An 11,843-nucleotide genomic window follows, 5' to 3' on the forward strand; every position below is an offset into this window, starting at 1 on the left:
CGTTAAGATTTCCCGCACCCCTCTAAGCCAGGGTTTTGGCGAAAACCAGACGGCCGGTGCGCGTGTCCGCCCAGTTGCGGCGGGGCGATCTAGACGGCTTTTCTGCCGCATCCACAACTTCGCCGTGGTTGCCGGGCATGGACGATGCGTCCGCCCGCCCCATTACATCCGGGGGGCGTCGGCTCGTCGAGGCCGGCATGCGGATCTTTCAGACTGTCGAGAGGTAGTACGGGTGCTCAGACTGATCCGGCCGATCGTGACACCGGCGATCGCCCTCCTCGCCACGGCGGCCATGGCCGCGGACGGCTCCTCGGGCGCTCCCGGCGAGATCTCGCCTCCCCCAGCAGGCTCCACGCCCCCGGCCGTCGCGCCGACGACGGCACCGACACCGGCGCCCGCCGCCCCCGTCGTGGCCACGCCGAACGGTGCCGTGACACCGTCGCAGGGGGGCGGCACCCCGGCAGTGGTGCTCGACACCCAGGATTACGAGAGCCTGCTTGGTAAGAGCGTCCGCGCCATGAACGGCGACGATCTCGGCCGGATCATCGACGTCATCATCGACCGCGACGGACGTCCCCGCGCCGCGGTGATCGATTTCGGCGGCTTTCTCGGAGTCGGCTCTCGCAAGATCGCGGTGGATTGGCGCGTCCTGAAGTTCACCACCGAGGGCAAGGTCGGGCGCCTCACGCTCCAGCTCAACCGCAATCAGGTCCGCGTCTCGCCCGAATACAAGTCCGGCGACCCGATCGTCGTGCTCGGGGCCGCCAGCCCGGGCGCCGCGAGCACCGGCGCCGTCTCGCCGGAAGGTGACGCCTCCGCCGCCGAGAAGCCTGTCGCTCCGTCCGAAAAGGCCCCGGACCGGCCACAGGAGAAGACGCCGGACAAATGACGGCAAGCCCGGTGACGGAACGGCGCGCCTATCCGGCGCGCGAGCGCGACATCCATCGCACCGACCTTCGCGAGCGCGGCGGCTCCCGTCCGGCGCGGCGCGCGAGCCGACCGAGCACGCCCGGTCCCGCCGATCCGTCGCGCCGGGCGACCTACGGCCTCGACGCATTCACGTTCTTCATCGCCAACCTGCAGACGGGGTTCGGGCCCTTCCTGGCTGTCTACTTCACCCAGCAGAAGTGGACGCAGTCGGATATCGGTCTCGCGCTCACCGTGGGCAGCCTCGTCAGCCTGCTCGGGCAGATGCCGGGCGGCGCCTTCGTCGATGCCTCCCGCTCGAAGCGCTTCGCCGCCGGCTTCTCGGCCTTCTGGGTCGGCGCGAGCGCCGTGATGCTGGCCGCGTTCCCGACCTATCTCGTCGTGATGCTCGCTATGGCGATCCACTCGGCGGCGAGCTGCGTGCTGACCCCTGCCATTGCCGCGATCTCCATCGGCCTCGTCGGCCATGCACGGGCCGGCGAGCGGCTGGGGCGCAACGCAAGCTTCTCGGCGGTCGGCAACGCGCTGGGCGCCGCCGGCATGGGCGCCATCGGCTATTACCTCTCGAACAACGCGGTGTTCTATCTCGCGGGCGTGCTGGTGATCCCGGCCCTGGTGTCGCTGTCGTTCATCCCGTCGGGACGCGCCGTGGAAGCGGGCAGGCCCCGGCCCGCCGCCCAGGCGCCGGAACCGCGGGAGGCCGGCGGCGTCTCGGCGCTTCTGAAGAACCGGGCGCTCCTCTGCTTTGCCGCCTGCATGGTGCTGTTCTTCCTGGCCAACGCCGCGATGCTGCCACTGGTCGGCAGCGTCATGACCCTGCGTGCCAGCGAGACCGCCACGGCCCTGGTGGCCGCCTGCATCATGGTTCCGCAGGCGGTGCTCGCGCTCACCGCCCCCTTCGTCGGGCGCCTCGCCCAAAGCTGGGGGCGAAAGCCGCTTCTCGTGATCGGTTTTGCGGCCCTGCCCGTCCGCGGCCTGCTCTTCGCCTTCGTCAGCGACCCGTACTGGATGGTGGCGATCCAGGTCTTCGACGGCATCTCGGCCTCCGTCCTCGGCGTCATGGTCCCGCTGATCGTCTCCGACGTCACCCGCGGCACCGGCCGGTTCAACACCGCACTCGGGGCGGTCGGGACCGGCATGGGCATCGGCGCTGCCCTCTCCACGGCGCTCGCCGGCTTCATGGCCGACGAACTCGGCAGCCGCACCGCGTTCCTGGGCCTCGCCATCGTCGGTGCCGCCGGCCTCGCCCTCGTCCTCCTGATCATGCCGGAGACCCGGCGCAGGAACGGGGACGAGGGGCACGACCCGTCTTGACCTGCGCCGGCCGACGGGGTTGGAATCACTTTTTCGCCGCACATCCGCTTAAGCGCGGTTCAGCTTCGCCGAGGTACCCGGCGGAAAGCCGCGCTTGCTTGAAACATAAGGCGACGCTTCGCGTTGCGGTTAACGGGTGCCCTGTGCGCCCTCCAGCCACAATCGGCGCCCAGCGGGTCTGATCGAATCGGGACTGACGATCGCGATGGAAGATCTCTGCCAATACGCCAACAGACCGGGGGCCTTCGTCGGGCGCTATCTCAGGCGCCGGATCGTCCCGCATCTCGTGATTCTCTTCTCGGTGCTCGGTGCAGTGTCCTTCTCGGTCTCGACCGATTACGCGCTGAAGGGCGTGGTCGATGCCCTCGGCAAGGGACCGAGCGCGGGGCAGGTCTGGACGGCTCTGGCGGTGCTGATCGGCTTCATCGCCGCCGACAACCTGCTCTGGCGCGTCGCGGCGCTGGTTGGGGCTTTCACCTTCGTCGGCGTGACCGGCGACATCCGCCGGGATCTCTTCCGCCATATGACGGGCCATGCCCCGTCCTTCTTCGCCGACCGCCAGCCCGGTACGCTGGCCTCGCGCATCACCGCGACGTCGAACGCGATTTTCACCGTCGAGAACATGTTCACGTTCAACGTGATGCCGCCCTGCGTCGCGGCCGTGCTCTCGATCATCTACATCGGCACCGTGAACCTCACGATGGCACTCGTGCTCGCTGGCATCTTCGCCGCGGTCGTGCTGCTGATGTTCAAGATGGCCTCCGCCGGCAAGCCGCTGCACCACGACTTCGCCGCCAAGGCCGCGAGCGTCGATGGCGAGATGGTCGATCTCGTCGGCAACATGCCGCTGGTACGCGCCTTCTCCGCGTTCAACCGCGAGTTCGTGCGCTTCGACGGCACCATCGGCTCCGAGATGCGGGCGCGCCGCTCCTCGCTCCTCTACCTCGAGAAGCTGCGCATCACCCACGCCATCCTGACCGTGATCTCGATCCTCGGCCTACTCTACTGGTCGATCAAGATGTGGGAGGCCGGTCAGGCCACCACCGGTCAGGTCGTGCTCGTCTGCACGCTGGGCATCCGCATCCTCGCCGCCACCCGCGACCTCGCGGTCGCGCTTGTGGACGCGACCCAGCACACGGCCCGCCTGTCGGAGGCGCTGCACACCCTGCTCCAGCCGCACGAACTGGTCGATCATCCGGAGGCGGAGAAGCTCATCGGCCAGACCGGCGCCGAGATGCATTTCGACCACGTCGCCTTCAGCTATCCCGACGGGCGCACCGTCTTCTCCGATTTCGACCTGCTGATTCCGGCGGGGCAAACGGTGGGGCTGGTCGGCAAGTCGGGTGGCGGCAAGTCGACCCTGTTCTCACTGATCCAGCGCTTCTACGAGGTGCAGGGCGGGCGCATCCTCATCAACGGTCAGGACATCAACCGCGTCACGCAGGAGAGCTTGCGCGAGGCGATCACGGTGGTGCCGCAGGACGTGTCGATGTTCCACCGGTCCTTGCGCGAGAACATCCGCTACGGCCGGCCCGACGCGACCGACGAGGAGGTGTGGAAGGCGGCGGAAGCGGCCCACTGCACCGACTTCATCCAGTCCCTGCCGGAAGGCTTCGACACCATCGTCGGCGACCGTGGCGTGAAGCTCTCCGGCGGCCAGCGCCAGCGCATCGCCATCGCCCGCGCCATCCTGAAGGACTCGCCGATCCTGCTCCTCGACGAGGCGACATCGGCTCTCGACGCGGAATCCGAGGAGGCGATCCGTGCAGCGCTCGCCAACCTGATGAAGGGCCGCACGGTGATCGCCATCGCCCACCGGCTCTCGACGCTGAAGGACTTCGATCGGATTGTCGTGCTGGAGGGCGGGCGCATCGTGCAGGACGGCTCGCCGGAGAAGCTGACCCATCTCGACGGTTTCTACCGCGAGCTGATGAAGAAGGAATCGATGTCGATGTCGCTCGCCGCGGCCTGACATCAGCGGCTGCATCTCTGCTCGTCGGGCGGGAGGGGTGCAAAAACCGGCCGGTGGATCGACATAGCTGTCATGAGGCCGGGCGGATCCCTCACCGCCCGGCCTTGTTTTTTGCCGATATGAAGCCGGAGCGTGCCGTGGCCGAGCAGCAATTCGCCAGCGACAACTACGCCGGGATCTGCCCAGAGGCTCTCGCCGCGATGCAGGCGGCCAATGCCGGGCACGCTCCCGCCTACGGCGCCGATACCTGGACGCAGGCCGCCGCCGACGGTTTCCGGCGGCTGTTCGAGACCGATTGCGAGGTCTTCTTCGTTTTCAACGGCACGGCCGCCAACTCGCTGGCGCTGGCCTCGCTCTGCCAATCCTACCACAGCGTGATCTGCGCCGACTCGGCGCATATCGAGACCGACGAATGCGGCGCGCCAGAATTCTTCTCCAATGGCTCGAAGCTGCTCACCGCCGCCACCGATGACGGGAAGCTTACCCCCGAGGTCGTGCGGACGATCTCTGGCAAGCGCAGCGATATCCATTTCCCGAAACCGCGAGCCGTCACGCTGACCCAGGCGACGGAGACGGGGCGGGTCTACTCCCTTGACGAGATTGCGGCGATCTCGGCCGTCTGCCGCGCATCGGGCCTGCGCCTGCACATGGACGGCGCGCGCTTCGCCAATGCCTGCGCCTCGCTCGACGCCTCCCCGGCCGAGTTGACCTGGAAGGCCGGCGTTGACGTCCTCTGCTTCGGAGGCACCAAGAACGGCATGGCGGTGGGCGAGGCCGTGATCTTCTTCGACCGCGGGCTCGCGGAGGATTTCGACTATCGCTGCAAGCAGGCGGGCCAGCTCGCCTCGAAGATGCGCTACCTCTCGGCCCCCTGGGTCGGCATGCTGGAAAGCGGGGTGTGGCTCGACAACGCCCGACACGCTAACGCGTGCGCCCACAGGCTCGTGCGGGGGATTGCCGACGTGCCGGGAATCTCGCTCGCGGCACCGGTAGAGGCCAACGGCGTGTTCCTGAACCTGCCTGCCCCGGTTCAAGAGGCGCTGCGCGCCCGTGGCTGGCAGTTCTACGGCTTCATCGGCGGGGCGTCCCGCTTCATGTTCGCCTGGGACTCGGAGCCGGCGCGGGTCGATGCGCTGGCGCGAGACATTCGCCTCTGCGCCCTGCCCGCGGCGGCGTGATCGTTGTGACGGATATCGGCCCGATCAGACGAGGTAGGTGATGGTGGCCGCCAGAGCCGTCGCCACGGTGGCGATGGCAAAACCCGATGACGAGAGCAGCATCGTCGAACGGGATGCGGTCGGCTCGGGCTCGTCGGTGTAGCCAAAGGCTTGGCCTGCGGCCTGTTCCAGGCGCATGAGGGAGAGGTGACGCGCTTGGGCGGCGGCGGGGGTCATCGGCGTGGCTCCCTTACGGTCAAGCTGACCTTGGCGAGTTAACGTCCGGAAACCGTCTTCTGTTCCCACTGCCATCCTGGGCCACGCCCTCTTAACGTTTCGCTGCCTCGTTTCGGCCGCAGGATTGCCGCCCGGCGCAGGCTTCGAGAGGCACTCTTAACCATCCGCCCGCATCACTGAGATGACACTGCGCCGGGCTTGGCAGGACGGTCGGGCTTCGAACACGGCCGGCCATCGTGGTACTGCGACCGGCGGAAGCGGACAGGAGGCTTTTTGTTTCCTGTTTGTTCCGATACAACGAAGGTATGAAGAGCCATGCAGCCCGTCTCCGACCCGATTCGAGGAGCCGTCGCGTGAGCGATCCGGCACGCGACCTGTTCGGACCCGGTGCCAAGCCTCCCGCCGCGGAGGCCGAGCGCCGCCGCCGCCTCACCCCCGTGGCGCCGACTCCGGCGCAATCTCCGGTGCCGGAAACGGCGGAGGCCGGCTACGACGCCTCGGCGATCGAGGTGCTGGAGGGGTTGGAGCCGGTGCGGCGCCGGCCCGGCATGTATATCGGCGGCACCGACGAGCGGGCGCTGCATCACCTCTTCGCCGAGGTGATCGACAACTCGATGGACGAGGCGGTCGCGGGCCACGCCAGCTTCATCGAGGTGGAACTGGAGGAATCGGGCTCTCTCGTCGTCACCGATAACGGTCGCGGCATTCCCGTCGATCCCCACCCGAAATTCCCCGGCAAGTCGGCGCTCGAGGTCATCATGACCACGCTGCACGCGGGCGGTAAATTCGACTCGAAGGTCTACGAGACCTCGGGCGGCCTGCACGGCGTCGGCATCTCGGTGGTCAACGCGCTCTCGGACGTGCTCGAGGTCGAGGTCGCCCGCAACCAGACCCTCTATCGCCAGACGTTCTCCCGCGGCCATGCGCAGGGAAGCCTGGAGACGATCGGGCGGGTGCAGAACCGGCGCGGCACGCGGGTGCGGTTCCACCCCGACGCGCAGATCTTCGGCTCGCTCAAGTTCGATCCGCGCCGCCTATTCAAGATGGCCCGTTCCAAGGCCTACCTGTTCGGCGGCGTCGAGATCCGCTGGCGCTGCGCCCCTGCCCTGCTCGAAGGGCTGGAAGATGTTCCGGCTGAGGCGGTGCACCGTTTTCCCGGCGGCCTCTCGGACTATCTCGCTCGCGACATCGAGGGGAAGGAGCTCGTCCTCGATTCCATCTTCTCGGGGAAGATCACGAAGCCCAGCTCGCACGGTTCGCTCGAATGGGCGGTGGCCTGGACGGTGGCCGATGACGGCGTCTCGCATTCCTACTGCAACACGATCCCGACGCCGGAGGGCGGCACCCACGAGGCGGGTCTGCGCGTCGCGCTGCTGCGAGCCCTGCGCGAACACGCCGAGCGCGTGAACCAAGCCAAGCGCATGACGGCGGTGACCACCGACGACGTGATGGCGACCTGCGCCTCGATGCTCTCGGTCTTCATCCGCGAGCCGGAATTCCAGGGCCAGACCAAGGACAAGCTCGCGACGGTCGAGGCTTCCCGCATCGTCGAGACGGCGGTGCGCGATGCCTTCGACCACTGGCTCGCGGCCTCGCCCGCCCAGGCCAACAAGCTGCTCGACTGGGTGATCGACCGGGCGGAGGAGCGTCTGCGCCGCCGCCAGGAGAAGGAGGTCGCCCGCAAGAGCGCGACCCGCAAGCTGCGCCTGCCCGGCAAGCTCGCCGATTGCTCGGCCGCCGGCACGGAACGCTCGGAGATCTTCATCGTCGAGGGCGACTCGGCCGGCGGCTCCGCCAAGCAGGCGCGGGACCGCACGACTCAGGCCATTCTCCCCTTGCGTGGGAAAATCCTGAACGTGGCGTCCGCCAGCCGCGACAAGCTCGGGGCCAACCAGCTCATCTCGGACCTGACGCTGGCGCTCGGCTGCGGCACCGGCGCGAATTTCCGTGAGGGGGATCTGCGCTACGAGAAGGTCATCATCATGACCGACGCGGATGTGGACGGCGCCCACATCGCCTCGCTCCTCATCACCTTCTTCTACCGGCAGATGCCCAAGCTGATCGACAAGGGGCATCTCTACCTCGCGATCCCGCCGCTCTACCGGATCAGCCAGGGCGCGAAATCGGCCTATGCCCGCGACGACGCGGACAAGGAGCGGATCATCAAGACCGTGTTCAAGAACGGCAAGGTCGAGATCGGCCGCTTCAAGGGCCTCGGCGAGATGATGCCGGCGCAGTTGAAGGAGACGACGATGGACCCGAGGAAGCGCACGCTCCTGCGCGTTGCGATCCTCGACGAGGCGCGGGAATCGACCGGCGATACGGTGGAGCGCCTGATGGGCAACAAGCCCGAGGCCCGCTTCGCCTTCATCACCGAGCGGGCGTCGTTCGCGGACGGGACGGAGTTGGATATCTGATCCGCTCCGGCATCGCGACGGGCGGAACGGCCTGTCGCGATCGATGCGCCTCGAAGCACCTGCCCCGTCAGCCCGGCCCGTCCGAGCAGGTCAGGAGGGTGACCGGATAGCGCGGCATGTTGCGATCCTCCGACAGGAGCGTCGCGCCTTCCGCGATCGCTTGCGCGATGAGCAGGTGATCGAACGGATCGCGGTGATCCGTCAGGCGCTGAAGGCCGGCCAGCGCCGTGAGATGGGCTGGGTCGATCGGTAGGATCGTGAAACCTTGTCGCCCGATCGCCCCAACGATCGCATCGATCTCGGCATCGAGCTTCCCGATCCGAACCTTGACGACGATCTCCCAGAGCGAGACGGCGCTGGCCAGGACGCTGGTGTGCGAATCGGCGATCAACGTGCGCGCCTGCTGCTCCAGCCGCGGGTCATCGCTCAGCCACCAGAGAAGGGCGTGCGTATCGAGGAGGAGCTTCACTCCGCCTCGCCCTCCATCGCCGCGAGGAGATCGGGCGGGAGTGTGTCGAAGTCGGGGGCCATGCGGATCTGGCCGCGCAGCGTTCCAGGTTGGCGTCCGGGGCGGATTGGGGCTGCGGGCGGCCGAAGCTCGGCGACGATTTCGTTGCGGGACATGATGAGGAACGAGCGTCCCTCCCGAACCTGGCGCAGAAAGCCGGCCATGTTGCCCCGGAACTCGCGCACTCCGAGCCGTTGCGGTTCCGGCGCGCCGTACGGTTTCGGTTCGCTCATCGCAACCCTTCAGGAGCACGAGTGTACGCAAGATGCGTACACTGAAGAGGTGCTGTCATGCCAGCGCCGGAAGCTCCCGCCCTTCATCAGTATCGTGAGGCGGCTGGATCAGACCGCCGCCGCACCGTACCACAGCGCCATCCAGCTTCGCCGTACGGTCAGGCTGGCTCGGCCATCGCCTTCTCGGTGATCTCCACGATCCGCCCATCCGCGAGGTGCAGCACCCGGTCGGCGGCGGCGAAGTAGCGGTCGTCGTGGCTGATGACGATGAGCGTTCGTCCGGCGCGGCGCAGGTCCGGCAGGAGTTCCTCGTAGAACCGGCGCCGGAAGGTCGGGTCCTGCTCCGCCGCCCACTCGTCCAGCACGAGAACCGGGCGTCCTTCGAGAACCGCCTGGACCAGGGCGAGGCGCTTGCGCTGGCCGGTCGAGAGATCGGTGGTGGAGAAGCGCCCCTCGCCGACATCGACCTTCTCGGCGAGATCGAGCCGTTCCAGCAGGGGCCGGGCGGCCTCCGGGCCGGTGCCGTCAGTGGGAAGCAACTCGTCGAACAGGTGGTAGTCGAAGAAGATCGCCGAGAAGTGCTGGCGGTAGGCGTCGCGCGTCCCCGCCGTCACCGGCACGCCGTCGAGCAGGATGTCCCCGGCTTGCGGCGGGTAGAGGCCGAGCAGGAGCTTGATCAGCGTCGTCTTGCCCGAGCCGTTCTCGCCGACGATGAACAGGATCTCGCCGGCACGGATCGTCAGGTCGAGCGGGCCGAGGGTGAAGGGCGCTTTGTCCCCGGCCGCCGGGAAGCCGTGGCTCACGCCGCGCAGGGTGATCTCGCGGATGCGGCGGGCCGGCTCCGACGGCGCGGCGGTGAGAAGCTCGGCTTCCGCCTCCGCTCCCTCTTCCGTGAACTCGGCGATGCGCCGGTAGGCCACCTGGGCCTGCCCGATCATCGGCACGAAATGGATGAGCTGCGCGATCGGCGCCTGGATGTAGAGCAGCACGAGCACGAAGCCGGAGAGTTCGGCGGCGCTGATGCCGGCCAGAACCTTGTAGGCGATGAGACCGGCGAACAGCAGGAAGTTGGTTGATTGGTTCAGCATCGACAGCGATTGCTGGATGACGGCGATCCGCGTCATCAGGTGGCGCGCCTGCTCGATGCAGGCCTTGAGCGCGACGTTGCGGAGGTGAAGCCGGCGTTCGCGGCCGATGCGCAGCTCCTTCGCCGCCTCTGTCAGGGTGAGGTAGTGCTTCTGGGTCGCCTCGCGGTTCTTGCGGACCTCCTCGAAGTGCCGGAGCATAGTCCGGCGCAGGGCGTTCGCGCCGAGGCTCTCGAGGATCAGGACCGCCGCCGTCACCGCCGAGAGGGCGGGTGACAGGAGGATCATGTAGGCCCCGCAGCTGATCAGCGTTCCGGCGGCGACCACGATCGGCGAGAGGAATGCGATGGCCGTGAAGATGGTGCTGACGTCGCCTTGGAGCGAGGCGAGCAGCTTGTGCTTGCCCAGGCGCTCGATCCGCTCGATCGGCGCCGTCAGGATCTTGTCGGTGAGGTCGCGGCTGAGCGCCGCCTGGATGCGGCCCCCCGCATAGGCATTGCCGAGGCTGGCTGCGAAGGTGCCGACCACGCTTAAGGCCGCAAATCCGGCAAAGGCCAGCAACACGCCGTCGGCGAGCCCCCCCTCGCCGTAGAAGGCTTGGTTGATCTTGGCGAGCGCGGCAGCGGTGGCGAGCCCGCCGATGGAACCCAGCGCCGTCGCGACGGCGACCAACGGCCAGACCGGCCGCAGCAGCCGGATCGCGTCATGCCTGAAGTGACGAAGGATTGCGCCGTCCTGCCCCATGCCTGCCGATTCCTCCAAGTGAGGTCACCGCCTGCTGCGATGACTGGGGTGTTGGCAGTAAGGATAGGTTTGGTGACGGTGAAATGCCGATCCGGCACAGGTCACCCATCACCGGGATGGGTTTTGCAAATTCTCGCTTCGACGATACTTGGATGACAGGCGTGATTCGCCGACACGATCCCCTTCGGCTCTCGCGCTGAAGGGCGCTACGGCTTCGCCCCGACGCTCACCACCGGCGTCGCCTCGCGGTCCCCCACGATCATGATGAGCATGTTCTGCGCCATGCTCGCGCGGCCCTGATCGTCGAAGACGATGCCGGCATGGCCGTCCTCCGGCTGTTCCAGCCTCGCGATGGTGTCGCGCACGATGGCGACCGCGCCCTCCACGATTTGGCGGCGGGCGGCGATGATGGCGCCGGCCTGCTGGCGCTTGAGCATCGCGCCCGCGATCTCCGGTGCGTAAGCGAGATGGGTGATCCGCACGTCCTCGACCACCACGCCCGCCACCGCGGCCCGCTGGCCGAGTTCGGTGATCAGGTCGGCGTGGATGGCGTCGCGGTCGGCCCGGAGCGAGGCGACGCGGGTGGCCTTCTCGGCGAGCCGGCGCTTGGCATCGCCCGCCTCGTCGCCGACATTCTCCGCCTCCTCGTGGTCGTAGGGCCGGGTCGAGGCGATGTTGCGCAGGGCCGCTTCCGCCTGGAGCGAAACGAAGTCATGGTAGCTGCCGACGTCGAAGGTGGCGCGCGCGGCGTCCTGCACCCGCCAGATCGCGGCCGCCGCGATGGTGATCGGGTTGCCCATCAGGTCGTTGACCGTGATGATCTTCGTCTCGTGCGCCTCCGTGGCGAGCGAGACCTTGGCCACGGCGGTCAGCGGGTTGCGCCACCAGAAGCCGTCGCGGGCGATGGTGCCGTGATAGCGCCCGAACAGGGTCAGCACCGCCGCCTGCCGCGGCTTGAGGGTGATGAGCCCGGCCAGCAGCACGATCCCGATGGCGAGCGCCACGCCTGAGACCAGCAGGAAGGCAGGCCCGACGCTGCCGCGGCCGAGCACCAGCACGCCGCCGCCGAGGAAGCTCAGGGCCGCCAGCGCGAGGCAGGGGATGGCGATGGAGAGCGCCAGCCAGCCGTTCAGGGCGCGATAGGGCACATCCTGCGTGACGCTCGCTCCAGCCATGCTCGCTTCCCTCGTATCTCCGTGCGGCCCGAACCTTACGAAGGCGAGGCGTTCAATCCTAGGGTGGCGGCATC

At 67.9% G+C, this 11,843-nt stretch carries 10 protein-coding genes; 5 read left to right on the top strand and 5 right to left on the bottom strand.

Features of this window, described 5'->3' with window-relative positions; translation table 11 throughout:
* Positions 1 to 232 precede the first annotated feature (232 nt).
* The 4 genes from J2W78_RS13360 to J2W78_RS13375 all read left to right on the top strand — a co-directional run bounded on the left by J2W78_RS13360 (position 233) and on the right by J2W78_RS13375 (position 5,391).
* Complete coding sequence (locus tag J2W78_RS13360) at positions 233 to 889, top strand: PRC-barrel domain-containing protein (protein ID WP_253371174.1); 657 nt, start codon at positions 233 to 235, stop codon at positions 887 to 889.
* Positions 886 to 2,241 carry an MFS transporter gene (locus tag J2W78_RS13365; protein ID WP_253371175.1) on the top strand — a complete coding sequence of 452 codons (1,356 nt, stop codon included), beginning with the start codon at positions 886 to 888 and terminating at the stop codon, positions 2,239 to 2,241. The genes J2W78_RS13360 and J2W78_RS13365 overlap by 4 nt, the downstream gene beginning before the upstream one ends.
* Positions 2,242 to 2,446: 205 nt before the next feature.
* Positions 2,447 to 4,213, top strand: coding sequence for an ABC transporter ATP-binding protein (locus J2W78_RS13370; protein WP_253371176.1), 1,767 nt, complete (start codon positions 2,447 to 2,449; stop codon positions 4,211 to 4,213).
* A gap of 137 nt (positions 4,214 to 4,350) precedes the next feature.
* Entirely contained in the window at positions 4,351 to 5,391 is a 1,041-nt protein-coding gene (locus J2W78_RS13375; protein ID WP_253371177.1) for a threonine aldolase family protein, read from the top strand.
* A gap of 24 nt (positions 5,392 to 5,415) precedes the next feature.
* Here the strand turns inward: J2W78_RS13375 and J2W78_RS13380 are convergent, their stop codons facing one another.
* The gene (locus J2W78_RS13380) at positions 5,416 to 5,607 is read right to left on the bottom strand and encodes a hypothetical protein (RefSeq protein WP_253371178.1); all 192 of its coding nucleotides are present in this window, start codon (positions 5,605 to 5,607) and stop codon (positions 5,416 to 5,418) included.
* 353 nt (positions 5,608 to 5,960) lie between these two features.
* Between J2W78_RS13380 and parE the strand changes: the two genes are divergently transcribed.
* Entirely contained in the window at positions 5,961 to 8,024 is a 2,064-nt protein-coding gene (gene parE / locus J2W78_RS13385) for a DNA topoisomerase IV subunit B (RefSeq protein WP_253371179.1), read from the top strand.
* 67 nt (positions 8,025 to 8,091) lie between these two features.
* On the opposite strand, the gene J2W78_RS13390 is transcribed toward parE, so the two are convergent.
* The 4 genes from J2W78_RS13390 to J2W78_RS13405 all read right to left on the bottom strand — a co-directional run bounded on the left by J2W78_RS13390 (position 8,092) and on the right by J2W78_RS13405 (position 11,769).
* Entirely contained in the window at positions 8,092 to 8,493 is a 402-nt protein-coding gene (locus J2W78_RS13390; RefSeq protein WP_253371181.1) for a type II toxin-antitoxin system VapC family toxin, read from the bottom strand.
* Complete coding sequence (locus J2W78_RS13395; protein WP_253371183.1) at positions 8,490 to 8,765, bottom strand: type II toxin-antitoxin system Phd/YefM family antitoxin; 276 nt, start codon at positions 8,763 to 8,765, stop codon at positions 8,490 to 8,492. The genes J2W78_RS13390 and J2W78_RS13395 overlap by 4 nt, the downstream gene beginning before the upstream one ends.
* A gap of 158 nt (positions 8,766 to 8,923) precedes the next feature.
* Positions 8,924 to 10,594, bottom strand: coding sequence for a cyclic peptide export ABC transporter (locus J2W78_RS13400; protein WP_253371185.1), 1,671 nt, complete (start codon positions 10,592 to 10,594; stop codon positions 8,924 to 8,926).
* Between the two features lie 206 nt (positions 10,595 to 10,800).
* On the bottom strand, positions 10,801 to 11,769 hold the full coding sequence (locus J2W78_RS13405) for an SPFH domain-containing protein (protein ID WP_253371187.1): 969 nt from the start codon (positions 11,767 to 11,769) through the stop codon (positions 10,801 to 10,803).
* Between the last annotated feature and the right edge of the window lie 74 nt (positions 11,770 to 11,843).

The organism is Methylorubrum extorquens, assembly GCF_024169925.1.
In the GTDB taxonomy this organism is placed as follows: Bacteria; Pseudomonadota; Alphaproteobacteria; order Rhizobiales; family Beijerinckiaceae; genus Methylobacterium; species Methylobacterium extorquens_A.